The 17,813-nt window shown below is 70.6% G+C and carries 16 protein-coding genes; 6 read left to right on the forward strand and 10 right to left on the reverse strand.

Annotated features, from left to right (window positions below):
- Positions 1–158: 158 nt before the first annotated feature.
- The gene (locus ACWEBX_RS20715) at positions 159–650 is read right to left on the reverse strand and encodes an NUDIX domain-containing protein (protein ID WP_451886295.1); all 492 of its coding nucleotides are present in this window, start codon (positions 648–650) and stop codon (positions 159–161) included.
- A gap of 25 nt (positions 651–675) precedes the next feature.
- Complete coding sequence (locus tag ACWEBX_RS20720; RefSeq protein ID WP_451886296.1) at positions 676–1,743, reverse strand: ADP-ribosylglycohydrolase family protein; 1,068 nt, start codon at positions 1,741–1,743, stop codon at positions 676–678.
- 134 nt (positions 1,744–1,877) lie between these two features.
- On the opposite strand from ACWEBX_RS20720, the gene ACWEBX_RS20725 reads away from it, so the two are divergent.
- On the forward strand, positions 1,878–3,029 hold the full coding sequence (locus ACWEBX_RS20725) for a glycerate kinase (RefSeq protein ID WP_451886297.1): 1,152 nt from the start codon (positions 1,878–1,880) through the stop codon (positions 3,027–3,029).
- 185 nt (positions 3,030–3,214) lie between these two features.
- Here ACWEBX_RS20725 and ACWEBX_RS20730 read toward each other — a convergent pair whose 3' ends face one another.
- The gene (locus ACWEBX_RS20730; protein ID WP_451886298.1) at positions 3,215–4,438 is read right to left on the reverse strand and encodes a PucR family transcriptional regulator; all 1,224 of its coding nucleotides are present in this window, start codon (positions 4,436–4,438) and stop codon (positions 3,215–3,217) included.
- Positions 4,439–4,618: 180 nt separating this feature from the next.
- Between ACWEBX_RS20730 and ACWEBX_RS20735 the strand changes: the two genes are divergently transcribed.
- The 5 genes from ACWEBX_RS20735 (at position 4,619) to ACWEBX_RS20755 (ending at position 9,595) form a co-directional block, all read left to right on the forward strand.
- Positions 4,619–5,425 (forward strand): ABC transporter ATP-binding protein, encoded by an 807-nt coding sequence (locus tag ACWEBX_RS20735; protein WP_451886299.1) that lies wholly within the window; start codon positions 4,619–4,621, stop codon positions 5,423–5,425.
- 112 nt (positions 5,426–5,537) lie between these two features.
- On the forward strand, positions 5,538–6,323 hold the full coding sequence (locus tag ACWEBX_RS20740) for an ABC transporter ATP-binding protein (RefSeq protein ID WP_451886330.1): 786 nt from the start codon (positions 5,538–5,540) through the stop codon (positions 6,321–6,323).
- The gene (locus tag ACWEBX_RS20745; RefSeq protein WP_451886300.1) at positions 6,320–7,210 is read left to right on the forward strand and encodes a branched-chain amino acid ABC transporter permease; all 891 of its coding nucleotides are present in this window, start codon (positions 6,320–6,322) and stop codon (positions 7,208–7,210) included. The genes ACWEBX_RS20740 and ACWEBX_RS20745 overlap by 4 nt, the downstream gene beginning before the upstream one ends.
- A complete protein-coding gene (locus ACWEBX_RS20750; RefSeq protein ID WP_451886301.1) occupies positions 7,203–8,336 on the forward strand; it encodes a branched-chain amino acid ABC transporter permease in 1,134 nt (377 codons plus the stop codon). Before ACWEBX_RS20745 ends, ACWEBX_RS20750 begins: the two co-directional genes overlap by 8 nt.
- The gene (locus ACWEBX_RS20755; RefSeq protein WP_451886302.1) at positions 8,333–9,595 is read left to right on the forward strand and encodes an ABC transporter substrate-binding protein; all 1,263 of its coding nucleotides are present in this window, start codon (positions 8,333–8,335) and stop codon (positions 9,593–9,595) included. The genes ACWEBX_RS20750 and ACWEBX_RS20755 overlap by 4 nt, the downstream gene beginning before the upstream one ends.
- Before the next feature lie 137 nt (positions 9,596–9,732).
- On the opposite strand, the gene pssA is transcribed toward ACWEBX_RS20755, so the two are convergent.
- From pssA to ccrA, 7 genes are all read right to left on the reverse strand, one after another.
- Positions 9,733–10,551, reverse strand: a complete 819-nt coding sequence (gene pssA / locus ACWEBX_RS20760; RefSeq protein ID WP_328458001.1) for a CDP-diacylglycerol--serine O-phosphatidyltransferase — start codon at positions 10,549–10,551, stop codon at positions 9,733–9,735.
- Between the two features lie 22 nt (positions 10,552–10,573).
- Complete coding sequence (locus ACWEBX_RS20765) at positions 10,574–11,221, reverse strand: phosphatidylserine decarboxylase (protein ID WP_328552592.1); 648 nt, start codon at positions 11,219–11,221, stop codon at positions 10,574–10,576.
- 170 nt (positions 11,222–11,391) lie between these two features.
- Entirely contained in the window at positions 11,392–12,597 is a 1,206-nt protein-coding gene (locus ACWEBX_RS20770; protein ID WP_451886303.1) for an acyl-CoA dehydrogenase family protein, read from the reverse strand.
- Between the two features lie 2 nt (positions 12,598–12,599).
- Entirely contained in the window at positions 12,600–13,127 is a 528-nt protein-coding gene (locus ACWEBX_RS20775) for a MaoC family dehydratase (RefSeq protein ID WP_339132409.1), read from the reverse strand.
- 5 nt (positions 13,128–13,132) lie between these two features.
- A complete protein-coding gene (locus tag ACWEBX_RS20780; protein ID WP_326784643.1) occupies positions 13,133–14,098 on the reverse strand; it encodes an HpcH/HpaI aldolase/citrate lyase family protein in 966 nt (321 codons plus the stop codon).
- Positions 14,095–16,143 (reverse strand): protein meaA, encoded by a 2,049-nt coding sequence (locus tag ACWEBX_RS20785; protein WP_451886304.1) that lies wholly within the window; start codon positions 16,141–16,143, stop codon positions 14,095–14,097. The genes ACWEBX_RS20780 and ACWEBX_RS20785 overlap by 4 nt, the downstream gene beginning before the upstream one ends.
- A gap of 8 nt (positions 16,144–16,151) precedes the next feature.
- Positions 16,152–17,489, reverse strand: a complete 1,338-nt coding sequence (ccrA, locus tag ACWEBX_RS20790; protein ID WP_451886305.1) for a crotonyl-CoA carboxylase/reductase — start codon at positions 17,487–17,489, stop codon at positions 16,152–16,154.
- Between the last annotated feature and the right edge of the window lie 324 nt (positions 17,490–17,813).

Below are 17,813 nucleotides of genomic sequence, written 5' to 3' on the forward strand. Positions count from 1 at the left end.
GCGGCCGGGGGCCCGGCCCCCGGCCGCCGGGGTGTGCGAGGCCCTCCCGGCGTCTCCGGGCAACTCCGGGCGGTTCGCCCGGTGACCGTGGTCGGCCCGCTGTCTCGGCGGTCCGTCCGGTCGCCGTCGTCGGAACACGGTGGTTGTCGCGGTGGTGGTCAGCCCACCCGGTGGCCGTTCTCCAGCTCCGCCGTGCCCGAGCCCTCCGCCAGGACGTCGAGTGCGGTGAGGACGCGACGGCCCGTGGCGCCCGACAGATGGCTCATGACGTCCTCGCGCGGCACCAGCCGCCAGGACAGCAGTTCCTCCTCCTGCAGCCGGATCGACTTGAGCTCCCGGTCGTCCAGCACCCCGCCGTCGTACAGATAGGCCACCAGCGGCGGGCGCTCCGGCCCCAGGATCCAGTCGACCGCCAGCAGCCGTCCGAGCTCCACGTCGAGCCCGATCTCCTCGGCCGTCTCGCGGCGCGCCCCCTGCCGCGGGCTCTCGCCGTCGTCCGACTCCACGGTCCCGCCCGGAAGCGTCCAGCCGTCGCGGTAGTTCGGTTCGACGAGCAGCACCCGCCCTTCGGCGTCGCGGAAGAGGGCGGCGGCCCCGACGAGGACACGGGGCAGGCCGGCGATATAGGCGGCGTAGTCCGAAGTGCTCACCCCGGAAGCGTAACGAGAAGCCCGCTCAGGCCTCGACCAGCGCGACCGTGCGTGACGCGAGCTCGCTGATCCGTACCCCGTCGAAGCCGAACACCGCGCTGCGGACGGTGTCCTCCAGCGGGTCCTTCCACTGCGGCGGAATCGCCCGCGCACCGCACAGGACGCCCGCGACGGAACCCGCGGTCGCACCGTTCGAGTCGGTGTCCAGGCCGCCGCGGACGGTCAGCGTGATGGTGCGGGTGAAGTCGCCGTCGCCGTACAGCAGCCCGGCGGTCAGCACGGCCGCGTTCGGGACCGTGTGGATCCAGCCCATCCCCGCGGTCTCCTCGGACACGGCGGTGAGCGTGTCCTCCCAGGACATCCGCGTCTCGTGGAGCGCGAGCACCCGGCGTACGGTGCGGGACAGACGGCTGCTCGCGGGGATCACGGTGAGCGCCGTCTCCAGCGCGTCCCGGACGGAGGGGGCGGTGAAGGCCGCGGAGATCAGCGCGGCCGCCCACATCGCGCCGTACACGCCGTTGCCGGTGTGGGACAGGACGGCGTCACGCCGGGCCAGGGAGGCCGCGCGCGGCGGCATCCCCGGGGACGTCCAGCCGTAGACGTCGGCGCGGATCAGCGCGCCGATCCACTCCTGGTACGGATTCTCGTACGTGGCTGTCACCGGCGGCTTCAGACCCCGGGCGAGGTTGCGGTAGGCCACGCGCTCCGCCGTGAACGTCTGGAGATACGGCAGCCGCATCAGCCACAGGTCACCCACCTGCTCGGTGCTGAACGAGAAGCCGTACGTCTCCAGCAGGTCGAGTCCGAGGATCGCGTAGTCCACGTCGTCGTCGCGGCAACTGCCGTGGATGCGGCCGCGCACGCACGCGCGCCACTCGGGCCGCAGCTCGAACTCGCCCCCGTCGCCGTCGTCGGCGGGTCCGGGGAGATAGTCGGTCAGGGGCAGGGCCGCGGCCTGCCGCAGATAACGGTCGATCCGGTCCCGCGTCCAGTGGTCGCCCTGCTCGACCGGCTTGCCGAGCATGTTGCCCGCGATCCGGCCGAGCCAGCCCCCGAGGACGCGGTCGGCGAGGTCGGTGCCCACAGGGGTCATGGCTCCGGTCTACCCAATTCCGGGCGGTCCCGCAGGCTGGGCAGGGGCATGACGGCGAGGGTCCGCTCCGGTTATGGTCGCAGCGGCGCGACTGCCTTGACGTGTGCAAGGCCCGGAAGCAAGGGGAATGCAAGGTGGCGGACGCTGCTGTGGATCGGACCCCGCGTGTGCTCATCGCGGCGGACAAGTTCAAGGGATCGCTGACGGCCGTACAGGTCGCGGAGCGGGTGACGGCCGGACTGCGCAGGGTCGCGCCGCACGCCCGGGTCGAGTCGCTGCCCGTGGCCGACGGCGGCGACGGCACCGTCGACGCCGCGGTCGCGGCCGGATTCGAGCGCCACGAGGTGCGCGTCGCCGGACCGCTGGGCGACGAGGTGACCGCCGCGTTCGCGCTGCGCGGGACGACCGCGGTCGTGGAGATGGCCGAGGCGAGCGGGCTCCAGCGGCTGCCCAAGGGCGTCTTCGCGCCGCTCTCGTCCTCGACCTACGGCACGGGCGAACTGCTGCGCGCCGCGCTCGACGCGGGTGCCGACACCGTCGTCTTCGGCGTGGGCGGCAGCGCGACGACGGACGGCGGGGCGGGCATGCTCTCCGCGCTCGGCGCGCGGTTCCTCGACGCGGAGGGCGAGCCGGTGGCTCCCGGCGGGGCCGCGCTGGCCGACGTGCTGAGCGCCGATCTGTCCGGCCTCGACGACCGGCTCGCCGGCGTCGACCTCGTCCTCGCCAGCGACGTGGACAACCCGCTGACCGGCCCGAAGGGCGCGCCCGCCGTCTACGGCCCCCAGAAGGGCGCCGGTCCCGACGACGTGGCGGTGCTCGACACCGCCCTCGCCCACTTCGCCGGGGTCCTGGAGAAGGAGATCGGACCGAAGGCCGCCGGGTACGCGACCGCGCCCGGCGCCGGTGCCGCGGGAGGGGTCGGCTACGGGGCCCTGGTCCTCGGCGCCCGTTTCCGGCCCGGCATCGAGGTGATGCTCGACGTGCTCGGCTTCGCGCCCGCGCTGGAGCGCGCCACGCTGGTGATCACCGGTGAGGGCTCGCTGGACGAACAGACCCTGCACGGCAAGGCGCCGGCCGGGGTCGCGGCGGCCGCCCGGGCGGCGGGCAAGGAGGTCGTCGCGGTCTGCGGCCGCCTCGCGCTCCCGCCCGAGGCGCTCGGCAGGGCGGGCATCCGGCGGGCTTACCCCCTGACCGAGGCCGAGCCCGACATCGCGCGGTGCCTCGCCGACGCCGGACCGATCCTGGAGCGGGTGGCGGAGAACATCGGGCGGGACTTCCTGCTCTGAGGGCCACCGGCCGGAGTCACCGGTTCCTCGGTCCCGGCCCCACCGGCTCCTCGGACCCGACCCCGGCCACCGGCCGGTCGGCCCCGAGGCCCGTCGGCCCCGCGGGGCCGGTGGCCGGGGCGAGCGGTCCTGGGACCCGGCCGCTCGCCTGCGGGGCAGCTCGCCCCGCGCAGACCGCTCCCGGCTCACCGTCCCGGCCCCGCCCCCGCAGTCGTGCCCGCGAGCCGGTAGGCGTCCAAGGCCAGCGTCATCTCGATCAGGTCGCGGGGGCGGGCCAGTGAGCGCGAGGTGAGCTGCTCCAGCCGGCGCAGGCGGTTGAAGACGGTGTTGCGGTGGCAGTACAGCCGTCCCGCCGCGCGTCCCGCGGACCCCTCGCAGGCCAGCCACATGTCCAGCGTCTCGATCAGCACGGCCCGGTCCGCGGGTTCGAGCTCCAGCAGCGTGCCGAACACGTCCGACACCAGCCGGCCGGCCAGCTCCGGCTGGCTCACGACGAGCGCCGTCGGCATCCGCTGATCGAGACGTACGACACCGGTCGCGTCCGGCGGACAGGTGCGCAGCGCCAGTTCGGCCCACCGCCGGGCCCGCCCCAGCTCGCCCAGACCCGACACCACGGGAGAGATGCCGCCCGGGCCGGACCGCCGCCCGTCCAGCAGCCGGGCCACCCCGTCGAGGCCCTGTCCGGAGTCCAGCGCCACCACCGCGATCTCGCAGTCGGCCCGCATCCGCCAGATGAACCGCAGTCCCGCGCCCACCACCGGCCGGACGCAGACGTCGCGTCCGTCGTGGCGTTCCGTCCGCAGCACGACGACGGCGTACGGTCCGTGCTCGGGCAGATCGAGACCGGCCGCCGCCCGGGCCGCGAGCCCCGGGGCCTGATGACCCTCCAGCAACGCGTCGAGCAGGGCCTGCAACTGCTCGTCCGTGCGCCGCCGCAGCTCCCGTTCCGTGGCGAGGTAGGACTCCGAGGCGGTGGCGGCCTGCGCGTCCACCGCCGACCACACCATCGTGGCGCACCGCATGAGCACCGCGAGCCGCTCGGGCTCACGGCTCGCCGCGCTCTCCATCAGCGCGTCCCACACCAGATAGCCCGCGGCACGGTAGGCGTGCACGAGGAGTTCGAGCGGCAGCCCCTGCTGGGCCCGTCTGCGGCCCGCCTCCTCGGCGTGCTCCAGATCGCGGCGCGGTGAGTCCCGCGGCGCGGAGATCGCCTTGATACCGATGCGCATCGCGGTCTCCGCCTCCCGCCACTGCTGGTCGTACGGCAGCACCTGTCCGTAGACGGGGGAGTACTCGGTGAGCTGCCTGATGTGCTCGTCGACGAGCTCGGGCAGCCGTTCCAGCAGAGCCGTGCACGACTCCGCGAGCAGTTTCCAGTCATGACCGGTCCGCGGTCTGCGCCCTCCCATGGCCGGAGGATGCCACCGGGACCCGGGGTCGCACAGGCCCCTGACACGCGGTGTTGTGCGCGTGCACAACGGGCGGGCGCCACCGGTGGGCTCCCGCCGCGTTTCGGCCGCAGCCCGTGGACGGGGGTGCCCGCCGGTGCTGAGGTGAGCGCCACACCGAGCGAGGACAAGGGAGATGCCATGGGCGGTTCCGCTCTGCACGTGCGGGATCTGTCGGTCGGATACGGCCCCGTACGCGCACTGCGTCATGTGTCGCTTGAGGTGCCCGAGGCGGCCGTGGTGACGGTCCTCGGCGGCAACGGCGCGGGCAAGTCGACGCTGCTGCGGGCGGTGTGCCGGACCCTCTCCTTCCACGGGGGCGCGGTCACCGGCGGCACGGTCACGCTGGGCGGACGCCCGCTCGACCGGCTGCCGCCGGACCGGGTGGTGGCCGCCGGTGTGTCCCAAGTCCCCGAAGGGCGAAGGGTGTTCAGCCGCATGACGGTCGCGGACAATCTGCGCGCCGGAGCCCTCGGCGGCACCGGCGGCCGCGTCGGCAGAGCGCGCGCCCTGCGACGGGTGCACGAACTGTTCCCCGTCCTCGCCGACCGCGCCGGTCAGCGGGCGGGACTGCTGTCCGGCGGGGAGCAGCAGATGCTCGCGGTCGGCCGTGCGCTCATGGGCGCCCCGAAGGTGCTGCTGCTCGACGAACCCTCCCTCGGGCTCGCCCCGTTGATGGCCGCCCGGATCGCCGACACCGTGCGGGAGATCAACGAGCAGGGCACCTCCGTCCTGCTCGTGGAACAGAACGCCGCCCTCGCCCTGCGGCTCGCCTCGACCGCCCATGTGCTGGAGGTCGGCGAGGTCACCCTGTCCGGTCCCGCGGACGAACTCGCCGCCTCCGACGAGGTGCGCCGCCGCTACCTCGGCGTGGTCGACGAGGAGGCCGCGGCCGATGGCGCGGCCCCGTCCGACGGTCTTCCGTCCCTGTCCCGCTGGAAGGGGTGAACGCACCATGGAGGAAAGCGCCATGGAAGAACGCGACGACGCGTCGGCCCCCACGTCCGGCCCCGCATCCGCGTCCGCCCGCACGGCCGCTCCGGTGCCCGGGCCCGACGGCATCCCGTCGCTCGTCGTCCGGGACGTGACCGTCCGCTTCGCCGGGCTGACCGCGCTCGACGCGGTGGGCTTCACCGTGCGACCGGGCACCGTGCACGCCCTCATCGGACCGAACGGCGCCGGGAAGTCCACCTGCTTCAACGTGCTGTCCGGTGTCTGCCGGCCCGCCGCCGGAAGCGTCCGTCTCGGGGAGCACGAGCTCACCGGCCTGCCGCCCCACGAGATCGCCGCGCTCGGCGTGGCCCGGATCTTCCAGAACCTCGCCCTGCCCCCGCACGCCACCGTCGAGGACTGTCTGCTGCTCGGCCGGCACCGGCTGACCCGCGCCGGATTCCTCGCCGCCGGTCTGCGGCTGCCCTCGGCGGCCCGCGAGGACCGGCGCCACCGCGAACGCGTCCGTGAGATCGCCGCGTTCGTGGGCCTGGAGCGACAGCTCGGCCGGCCCGCCGGTTCGCTCCCGTACGGACAGCAGAAGCTCGCCGAACTCGCCCGGGCCCTGTGCATGGAACCCCGGGTCCTGCTCCTGGACGAACCCGTCGCCGGGATGACCGCCGACGAGCGGCGCCGTACCGCCGCGGTCGTCGCGGGGGTCCGCGACAGCCTCGGCATCTCGATCGTGCTCGTGGAACACGACATGGGGGTGGTGATGCGGCTCGCGGACGCGGTGACCGTACTCGACTTCGGGCGCCGGATCGCCGACGGCGCCCCCGCGGACGTACAGAACGACCCGGCGGTGGTGCGGGCCTACCTGGGCGAGCGCGCCGAGCCAGAGGAGACCGCGTCATGAGCACCTTCGTCGAACTCCTGCTCAACGGCCTGTCCATGGGCTCCGTCTACGCCCTCATCGCCCTCGGCTTCGTCGTCATCTTCCGGGCCACCGAGGTCGTCAACTTCGCGCACGCCTCCCTGCTGCTGGCGGGCGGCTACGTCACCGCGACCCTCCACGACGACATCGGCTTCTGGCCCGCCCTGCTCGCCGGGGTCGCGGGCGCCGCGGTCGTCGGCGCCGCCGTCGAGTTCCTGGTCATGCGCCGCTACCGGGGCTCCGACCAGAGCGTCCTCGCGATCGTCACCATCGGCGTCGACATCCTGCTCACCACCGAACTCGCCCGCCGGATCGGCACGGACGTCCTGGCGCTCGGCGACCCCTGGGGCGACGCCGTCCTCACCGTCGGCCCCGTCTCCGTCGCCCACACCCGGATCGCGGCCTTCGTCACCGCGTCCCTGCTCATCACGGCCTTCCTGCTGGCCTTCCGGTACACGTCCTGGGGCGTGGCCACGCGCGCCGCGGCCGAGAGCCCGGAGACCGCGGCCCTGATGGGCGTCCGGCTCGGCCGGGTGTCGCTGGGAGCCTGGGCGGTCGCCGGCGGCCTCGCGGCCGTCGCCGCGCTGTTCCTGACCGTCTTCCCGACACCCGGGCTGGAACGGGCCACCTCGCTCGCCGCGCTCAAGGCCTTCCCCGCGGCGATCCTCGGCGGCCTCGACTCGACGACCGGCGCGCTGGTCGGCGGACTCCTCGTCGGCGTCACCGAGTCCCTCGCCACCGGCTACCAGAGCGACCTCACCTTCCTCGGGCGCGGCCTCGGCGACCTCGCGCCCTACCTGGTGATGGTCGTGATCCTGCTCATCCGGCCCGCCGGGCTGTTCGGCACGAAGGAGCTCGCCCGTGTCTGAGGTCCTCACCCACGACGAGGCGGGCAGCGCACCCCGCCCCGCCCGCCGGCGCACGGTCCGGCTGCCCGCGGCCCGGACCGCCGGCGGGGCCGCGGGCGCCGTCCTGCTGCTCGCGCTGCCCTTCTACGTCGACCGCTTCTGGCTGCAGGCCGGACTGTTCGCGATGGCCGCCGCGATCGGCGCCATCGGCCTGAACCTCCTGACCGGCGCGACCGGGCAGCTCTCCATGGGCCACGCGTTCTTCCTCGCGGTCGGCGCGTACGGCTACTGCGTGTTCGCCGCCGACGGGGGCGACGGGCTGACGGGGCTCGGCCTGCCCGCCTGGCTCGCCGCCGTCCTCGCGGTGGCCGTCTCCGGGATCGCCGGAGGCCTGTTCAGCCCGATCGCGGGACGGCTGCGCGGCGCCTACCTCGGCATCGCCACACTCGCCCTGATCTTCATCGGGCAGCACGTCCTGTTCAACGCCAGGGATCTGACAGGCGGCTTCAACGGCCGCGACGTACCGCCGCTCAGCCTCTTCGGCCTCACCTTCGACGACCGCGAGCTGGTCGTCGCGCACGTGCCCTTCGGCTCGGCCGAGAAACTCTGGTACGTGGGGCTGCTGCTGCTCCTCGGTTGCGGCCTGTTCGCCCGCGGGGTGCTGCGCGGCAGGCCCGGCCGGGCGATGAACGCGATCCGCGACCACCGGATCGCCGCCGGGGTGCTCGGCGTGCCCGTCGCCCGCTACCGCGCCGGTGTCTTCGTCCTGTCCTCGATGTACGCGGGCCTGGCCGGGGTGCTGCTCGCCCTGGTCTTCCAGCGCACGGTGCCCGACTACTTCGGGATCACCCTCTCGCTCGACTTCCTCGCCATGATCGTCATCGGCGGGCTCGGCTCGGTGGGGGGAGCGGTGGCGGGGGCCGCGTTCGTCTCGCTGCTGCCCCAGGTGCTGACCCGCTACAGCGACACCCTTCCCCTGGTCTCCGACCCGGGCACGGGCGGGATCGCGCCGGGCGAGGCTGCCCGGTACCTGTACGGCGCCGCCGTCGTGGCGGTGGTGCTCTTTCTTCCGGGCGGCCTGGTCAGAGTGGCCGCCCGGCTTCGCGTCACACCCCGTCCCGGGGCCACTGAAGGGGAGGAACGATGAGAACGACACACACCGCGAGGGTGGCCGCCGGGGCGCTGGCCGCCCTGCTCGTGCTGGCGGGATGCAGCTCCAAGGCCAAGAACGGCGACGACGGCGAGGGGGCGGCCGGCGGAGTGAAGACCGGCGAGGGGATCTCCGGGAAGACGATCAGCCTCGGCGTGCTCACCGACATGAGCGGTGTCTATGCGACGCTCGGCAAGAGCGTCACCCAGGCCCAGCAGCTCTATGTGAAGCAGACCAACGCCGCCGGCGGCGTCTGCGGCTACAAGCTGGCGCTGACGGTCCGCGACCACGGCTACGACCCGCAGAAGGCCGTCTCCGGCTACACGGAGCTGGCGCCGAAGGTGCTGGGCTTCACCCAGTTCATCGGCTCGCCGTTCGTCGCGGCCGTCAAGCAGCGCATCGACGGCCAGGACAAGGCACTGGTCCTGCCGCAGGCCTGGTCGGCCACCTTGCTGGGCAGCCCCTACATCCGGCCCATCGGCTCCACGTACGACATCGAGACGATCAACGCGATCGACTTCCTGATGAAGGAGAAGGGGCTGAAGAAGGGCGACAGCATCGGCCATGTCTACTTCGAGGGCGACTACGGCGAGAACGCCCTGACCGGCTCCCGCTACATGGCGAAGCAGGCGGGGCTCAAGGTCGTCGAGCAGAAGATCAAGCCGACGGACAACGACATGACCGGCCAGGTCGTCGCGCTGAAGAAGGCCGGGGTCAAGGCCGTCGTGATCAGCGCGGGCCCGCGGCAGGCGGCCTCGCTCGTCGGGGTCGCGGCGGCCGTCAAGTTCGACGTGCCGGTGATCGGCAACAACTCGGCGTTCGCCCCGCAGCTCCTGGCCACCGCGGCGGCCCCGGCCCTGGAGGCGAACTACTACGTCGCGAGCCCGTCGCTGCCGGTCGGCGCGGACACCCCGAAGGCGAAGAAGCTGGTCGCGGACTACAAGGCCGCCTATCCGAAGGACTCCCTGGACAACGGCGTGGTGGCGGGCTGGACGGCCGCGTCGGCGTTCGGCGAGGCGCTGAAGAAGGCCTGCGCGGCCAAGGACCTGACCCGCGAGGGCGTCGACAAGGCCCTGCTGACGATCAAGGCGTTCGACCCCGGCTTCGGCATCTCCCAGGACTTCACCGACCCGAAGTCGGCCTCGTCGAAGGAGAGCGTCATCCTCCAGCCCGACAAGAACGCCGTGGGCGGGATGAAGGTCGTCCGCGAGGCCGAGGCCTCGTCCGTCGCACAGGGCTACACACCCGGCGCCTGACCCCGGCGCACGCCCGGCGCATGACCCCGTGCGCCCCAGCGCGGGGGTGCACGGGGCGGGAGACCCCTCCCCGGCAGAAGCACAGCAGAAGGGCCCCGAACCGTGTGGTTCGGGGCCCTTCCGTGTCGTACGGGGTGTTACGGGAGCTGTGCGGCTCGCGCCTCACGGCGGTTGCCCCGGAAGTTGTTCACCCGGCGGGCCGTGGCGAACAGCGGGATCACCGCGCCCATGACGAGCTGCAGCGCGCAGCCGGTCTGGAGCAGGAGCTGGCCGCCGGGGGCGTCGAACGCCCAGGCCGCCAGGAGCGCCATCGAGAGCACGATCCACGAGAGCATCGCCACCGCGAGGCGGCCGCGCGGCTTCGGGTACTCGACCCGGCTGACCATCAGCCAGGCGGTGCCCATGATCGCCATGAGCGTGGCGACGAAGGGCAGCTCCAGCAGGATGATCGAGACCACGGTCAGCGCGCCGAACGGGCTCGGCATGCCCTGGAACGTGCCGTCCTTCACCGTGACGCAGGAGAATCTCGCGAGCCTCAGCACCACGGCCAGGAGCACCACGATCGCCCCGACCGCCGCCACCTTCTGGTAGGCGTCGTCCGCGACCATGCCGTAGACCAGCACGAAGTACGCCGGCGCGAGGCCGAAGCTGATCAGGTCGGACAGGTTGTCCAGCTCGGCGCCCATGGGGGAGGAGCGCAGCTTGCGGGCCACCAGGCCGTCGAACAGGTCGAAGACCGCGGCGCAGAGCATGAGGATCACGGCCGTCGCGGCGGAGTGACGGGCCATGCCCGACTCGTCGCTGCCCGTGAGGTGCGGGATCAGAATGCCGGTGGTGGTGTAGTACACCGCCATGAAGCCGCAGGTGGCGTTGCCGAGCGTCAGCGTGTCCGCTATCGACAGGCGGAGCGAGAGAGGCATCTCCTCGTCGTCGTCCACCTCATCGGCCTCCGGCACCCAGCCGGCCTGTGTCTCGGGATCAATCACGGTCAATTCGAGTCACCCCAGCCACGGTCTTCTGACCGACCTCCACGTCGACCTCGACACCCTCGGGGAGGTAGATGTCCACGCGCGAGCCGAAGCGGATCAGGCCGATCCGATCGCCCTGCTCGACCTTCGTCCCCTGCGGGATGTAGGGGACGATGCGGCGGGCGACGGCGCCGGCGATCTGGATCATCTCGATGTCACCGAGCTCGGTGTCGAAGTGCCAGACGACGCGCTCGTTGTTCTCGCTCTCCTTGTTGAACGCCGGAACGAACCCACCGGGGATGTGCTCGACCGACGTCACCGTGCCGGAGAGAGGCGCGCGGTTGACGTGGACGTTGAGCGGGCTCATGAAGATCGCGACGCGGGTGCGTCCGTCCTTCCACGGCATGATGCTCTGCACCACACCGTCGGCGGGCGAGATGACACGGCCCTGCGTGATCTCGCGCTCGGGGTCGCGGAAGAACCACAGCATCCCGGCCGCGAGGGCGGTGACGGGTACGGCCACGGCCTTGGCCGCGCCGGAACGGCGCGAACGGGCCAGGCTGAGTGCTGCGGTGGCAACGGTCGGGAGAAGCCACGGCGATGCTCCGCGCGCGAGGCGGACCCGGCCGCGAGGTGCAGAGGTTTGGCTGTGGGGCATGGATGACCTTCGTAGCGGATGATGCCGCGCTCGATCGGGGGACGGCGGCTTTCACGCGATCGTACCGGTCGCAGACCGCAACTGGGCAAGCCAAGATGCGGAGTCGACGGCTGAAGAGAGCTGACGGGGTGTGATCTTCTTCGCGATGAAAACACCCCGAACCCGGACATCTAGCCCTGGAGTCGATACTCTTCGAGCAGCCGGCGCCCGATGATCATTTTCTGGATTTCGGCGGTACCTTCGCCGATCAGCAGCATCGGCGCCTCACGGTAGAGGCGCTCGATCTCGTACTCCTTGGAGAAGCCGTAGCCGCCGTGGATCCGGAAAGCATCTTCCACGACCTCTTTGCAGTACTCGGAGGCGAGGTACTTCGCCATCCCTGCTTCGAGGTCGTTTCGTTCCCCGGAGTCCTTTTTGCGAGCTGCGTTCACCATCATTGCATGGGCGGCCTCGACCTTGGTAGCCATCTCGGCCAGCTTGAACTGGATCGCCTGGTGCTGAGCGATCGCCTTGCCGAAAGTGTGACGTTGCTGGGCATATGAGACACCGAGCTCAAATGCACGCTGTGCGACGCCGCAGCCACGAGCCGCGACATTGACGCGGCCGACCTCGACGCCGTCCATCATTTGGTAAAACCCTCGGCCGGTGGTGCCGCCGAGGACCCGATTGGCCGGAATGCGCAGTCCGTCCATGATGAGTTCGGTGGTGTCGACCCCCTTGTAACCCATCTTGTCGATCTTCCCGGGGATGGTGAGACCCGGGCGGACCTCTCCGAAGCCGGGCTCCTTCTCCACGAGGAAGGTCGTCATCGACTTGTGGGGCGCCGTGCCCTCGGGGTGTCCTTCGTCACTCCGGACGAGAACGGCCACAAGATTCGAGGATCCGCCGTTCGTCAGCCACATCTTCTGGCCGTTCAGGACGTACTCCTCGCCGTCCTTCACCGCCTTCGATGTGATCGCCGACACATCCGAGCCGAGCGCCGGCTCCGACATCGAGAAGGCGCCGCGCGTCTCGCCGAGCGCCATGCGGGGCAGGAAGTAGTCCTTCTGCTCCTGCGTCCCGTGCTGCTTGAGCATGTACGCCACGATGAAGTGGGTGTTGATGATGCCGGAGACCGACATCCAGCCGCGGGCGATCTCCTCCACGCACAGCGCATAGGTGAGGAGCGACTCGCCCAGGCCCCCGTACTCCTCGGGGATCATCAGACCGAACAGACCCAGCTCCTTGAGTCCGTCGACGATCTGCTGGGGGTACTCGTCGCGGTGCTCCAGCTCGGTGGCGACCGGGATGATCTCCTTGTCCACGAAATCGCGGACCGTGGAGAGGATCTCCTGCTGGACATCGGTCAGACCGGCGGTCTGGGCGAGTCGCGCCATGACTACTTCTCCGTCTTCTTCTCCGCCGGGGCGGAGAGTTCGGGCCGGCCGGGCTGCTCGCCGCCGCGCTCCTTGATGTACGTCTCGGTGGGGACCATCACCTTGCGGCGGAACACGCAGACGAGCGTGCCGTCCTGCTTGTAGCCCTTGGTCTCCACGTAGACGATCCCGCGGTCCGACTTGGACCGGGAGGGCGTCTTGTCGAGGACCGTGGTCTCGCCGTAGATCGTGTCGCCGTGGAAGGTCGGCGCCACGTGCTTGAGCGACTCGACCTCCAGGTTGGCGATCGCCTTGCCCGAGACGTCCGGCACGGACATCCCGAGGAGCAGCGAGTAGATGTAGTTCCCGACGACGACGTTCTTCCCGAAATCGGTCGTCTTCTCCGCATAGTTGCTGTCCATGTGGAGCGGGTGGTGGTTCATGGTCAGCAGACAGAAGAGGTGGTCGTCGTACTCCGTGACCGTCTTTCCGGGCCAGTGCTTGTAGACCGCCCCGACCTCGAACTCTTCGTAGGTGCGTCCGAACTGCATGGTGCTCAGGCCTCCGGGGCTTCGAACGAGGTGGTGCGCTGCATGCCGGCGGCCCGGCCCTTGCCCGAGATGACGAGCGCCATCTTGCGGCTGGCCTCGTCGATCATCTCGTCGCCGAGCATCGCGGAGCCCTTCTTGCCGCCCGCCTCGGACGTGTAGTAGTCGTACGCGTCCAGGATCAGCTCGGCGTGGTCGAAGTCCTCCTGCGAGGGGGAGAAGATCTCGTTCGAGGCCTCCACCTGACCCGGGTGCAGCACCCACTTGCCGTCGAAGCCGAGGGCCGCGGCGCGCTGGGCGACCGCGCGGTAGCCGTCGATGTTGCGGATCTGGAGGTAGGGACCGTCGATCGCCTGGAGGTTGTTGGCGCGCGCGGCCATCAGGATCTTCATCAGGATGTAGTGGTAGGCGTCCGCCGGGTAGCCGGGCGGCTGCTCACCGACGACGAGCGACTTCATGTTGATCGACGCCATGAAGTCGGCCGGGCCGAAGATGATGGTCTCCACGCGCTGCGAGGCGGTGGCGATCTCGTTGACGTTGTTCAGGCCCTGGGCGTTCTCGATCTGCGCCTCGATGCCGATCTTGCCGACCTCGAAGCCCATCGTCTTCTCGATCTGCGTCAGCAGGAGGTCGAGCGCCACGACCTGCTGGGCCGTCTGGACCTTCGGCAGCATGATGCAGTCGAGGTTCTGCCCCGCGCCCTCGACGACCGTGACGACGTCGCGGTACGTCCACTCGGTCGTCCAGTCGTTGACGCGCACGACCCGCGTCTTGCCGGTCCAGTCACCCTCGTTCAGGAACTTGACGATGGTGTGCCGGGCGTCGGGCTTGGCCAGCGGCGCGCACGCGTCCTCCAGGTCCAGGAAGACCTGGTCCGCGGGGAGCCCCTGGGCCTTCTCCAGGAAGCGGGGGTTGCTGCCCGGGACGGCCAGACAGGAGCGTCGCGGACGCAGACGGTTGACGGGCGTGGTCATGCGGGGACCTCCAGGGGGTCGAGCTTGTTCGCTTTCCGGATCTCGTCGACGATACGGCCGATGATTCCGGTGATGTCGAAGTCCTTCGGTGTGAAGACCGCGGCCACTCCCGCGGCCCGCAGCTGTTCGGCGTCGGCGTTCGGGATGATCCCGCCCGCGATCACCGGGATGTCGCCCGCGCCGGCCGTGCGCATCTTCTCCAGGACGTCCGGCACGAGCTGGGCGTGCGAGCCGGAGAGGATGGACAGACCCACGGCGTGCACGTCCTCGGCCACGGCCGCGTCCACGATCTGATCCGGGGTGAGCCGGATGCCCTGGTAGACCACCTCGAAGCCGGCGTCACGCGCCCGCACGGCGATCTGCTCGGCGCCGTTGGAGTGTCCGTCCAGGCCCGGCTTGCCCACCAGGAAGCGGAGGTTGCCGGCGCCGAGGTCCTTGGCGGTCAGCTCCACCTTGCGGCGCACCAGCGCCATCGCGGTGCCCTCCTCCGCGGTCACCGCGACGGGCGCCGAGGAGACACCGGTCGGGGCGCGGAACTCGCCGAACACCTCGCGCAGGGCCCCGGCCCACTCGCCGGTGGTGACACCGGCGCGGGCGCACTCCAGGGTGGCCTCCATGAGGTTGGCGGTGCCCTTCGCGGCCTCCTTCAGCCGTTCCAGCGCCTTGCACGGGCGCGGGTGGTTGAAGGGCGGCTGGTAGCGCGTGTCACGCCAGGTCTGGAGGGCGGAGATCGCCTGGGCCTCGACCGCGGGGTCGACCGTCATGATCGCCGCGTCCAGGTCGGCCGTGAGCGGGTTCGGCTCGGTCGACTGGAAGATGTTGACGCCGACGATCTTGTCGGTGCCGCCCTCGATACGGCCTCGGCGTTCGGCGTGCGAGGAGACGAGCTGCGACTTCAGATAGCCCGACTCGACGGCGGCCATCGCGCCGCCCATCGCCTCGATCCGGTCGATCTCGGCCAGCGACTCCTCGACGAGGGCGGTCACCTTGGCCTCGATGACGTGCGAGCCCTCGAAGATGTCCTCGTACTCCAGCAGGTCGCTCTCGTGTGCCAGCACCTGCTGGATGCGCAGCGACCACTGCTGGTCCCACGGGCGGGGCAGGCCCAGCGCCTCGTTCCAGGCGGGCAGTTGGACCGCACGCGCGCGGGCGTCCTTGGACAGGGTGACGGCCAGCATCTCCAGGACGATCCGCTGGACGTTGTTCTCCGGCTGCGCCTCGGTCAGACCGAGGGAGTTGACCTGGACGCCGTACCGGAACCGCCGCTGCTTGGGGTCCTCGATGCCGTACCGCTCACGCGTGATCTTGTCCCAGATCCGCCCGAAGGCCCGCATCTTGCACATCTCCTCGATGAAGCGGACACCCGCGTTCACGAAGAAGGAGATACGGGCCACGACCTCGCCCTTGCGGTCCTCGGCGATCTGCCCGGACGCGAACACCGCGTCCAGGACGGCGATCGCGGTGGACATCGCGTACGCGATCTCCTGGACCGGCGTGGCGCCCGCCTCCTGCAGGTGGTAGCTGCAGATGTTGATCGGGTTCCACTTGGGGATGTGGTTGACCGTGTACGTGATCATGTCCGTCGTGAGACGGAGCGAGGGCACCGGCGGGAAGACGTGCGTCCCCCGCGAGAGGTACTCCTTCACGATGTCGTTCTGGGTCGTGCCCTGGAGCTGGGTGATGTCCGCACCCTGCTCCTCGGCGACGACCTGATAGAGCGCCAGCAGCCACATGGCGGTGGCGTTGATGGTCATCGAGGTGTTCATCTGCTCCAGGGGGATGTCCTGGAACAGCCGGCGCATGTCACCGAGGTGCGAGACCGGCACGCCGACCCGGCCGACCTCGCCGCGGGCGAGGATGTGGTCGGGGTCGTAGCCGGTCTGCGTCGGCAGGTCGAAGGCCACGGAGAGCCCCGTCTGCCCCTTGGCGAGGTTGCGCCGGTACAACTCGTTGGACGCCTCGGCCGTGGAGTGGCCGGCGTACGTGCGCATGAGCCACGGCCGGTCCTTCTCCCGCCGCCCATCCGCAATCTGACGCTCTGTCATGGATGACCTCAGACGTTCCGGAAGCGGTTGATGGCGTCGATGTGCGTGGCGCGCTTCTCCTGGTCGCGCACGCCCAGACCCTCCTGGGGCGCCAGCGCGAGCACGCCGACCTTGCCCTGGTGGAGGTTGCGGTGCACGTCGTAGGCGGCCTGCCCGGTGTCCTCCAGGGAGTAGACCTTGGAGAGCGTCGGGTGGATCTTGCCCTTGGCGACCAGGCGGTTGGCCTCCCACGCCTCGCGGTAGTTCGCGAAGTGCGAGCCGATGATCCGCTTCAGCGACATCCACAGGTAGCGGTTGTCGTACTCGTGCATGTAGCCCGAGGTCGAGGCGCAGGTGGTGATGGTGCCGCCCTTGCGGGTGACGTAGACCGAGGCGCCGAAGGTCTCGCGGCCCGGGTGCTCGAAGACGATGTCGATGTCCTCGCCCCCGGTGAACTCGCGGATGCGCTTGCCGAAGCGCTTCCACTCCTTCGGGTCCTGGGTGTGCTCGTCCTTCCAGAACTTGTAGCCCTCGGCGTTCCGGTCGATGATCGCCTCGGCGCCCATCGAGCGGCAGATGTCCGCCTTCTGCTCACTGGAGACGACACAGATCGGGTTGGCACCGCCGGCCAGCGCGAACTGCGTGGCGTACGAGCCGAGTCCACCGCTCGCGCCCCAGATGAGCACGTTGTCGCCCTGCTTCATGCCGGCGCCGTTGCGGGAGACGAGCTGCCGGTAGGCGGTGGAGTTCACCAGCCCGGGGGCGGCGGCCTCCTCCCAGCTCAGGTGGTCCGGCTTCGGCATGAGCTGGTTGGACTTGACGAGCGCGATCTCGGCGAGGCCGCCGAAGTTGGTCTCGAAGCCCCAGATGCGCTGCTCGGGGTCGAGCATCGTGTCGTTGTGGCCGTCGGAGGACTCCAGCTCGACGGACAGACAGTGCGCGACGACCTCGTCGCCGGGCTTCCAGGAGTTCACACCCGGGCCGGTGCGCAGGACGACGCCCGCGAGGTCCGAACCGATGATGTGGTACGGCAGGTCGTGGCGCTTGCTGAGATCGCTGAGCCGCCCGTAGCGCTCCAGGAAGTTGAAGGTCGACACCGGCTCGAAGATCGACGTCCAGACCGAGTTGTAGTTCACGGAGGACGCCATCACGGCGACCAGGGCCTCGCCCGGGCCGAGCTCCGGCACCGGCACGTCGTCCAGGTGGATCGACTTGCGGGGGTCCTTGTCGCGGCTGCTGAGCCCGGTGAACATCTCCGCCTCGTCCTTGTGCACGGTGATCGCGCGGTAGGACTCGGGGAGCGGAAGAGCGGCGAAGTCGGCGGACGTGGCCGTCTGCGACTGAATCGCGTCCAGGATTTCCTTCACGGTGTTGCCTCCGGCGATGCGCGTTCCGAGGGAGAAACGCTGAGGGGTACGTCGGTGCTGCTGCTGAGGGGTGTGCCGTCGGTCCGGCGGAGGTGGTGCTGTGGCAGCGCTGTGGTTGGCGCAGGAGGTTGCCTGTGACGCAGGCGTCCGGGCGCGCAGGCCATGGGGCTTGCGGGGACAGCCGGCGTACGTATGGTCTCTGCACGCCGGCCGCCCGGACTCCTTCAACGTATGGCACGCCGTGTCACCTGACAAGGCACGGAGTGCCAGAAGTTGCGCTCAGGTGAAATCTTTACGTAACACGTGAGCGATGATCGATCAGAT

The organism is Streptomyces sp. NPDC005070, assembly GCF_053600395.1.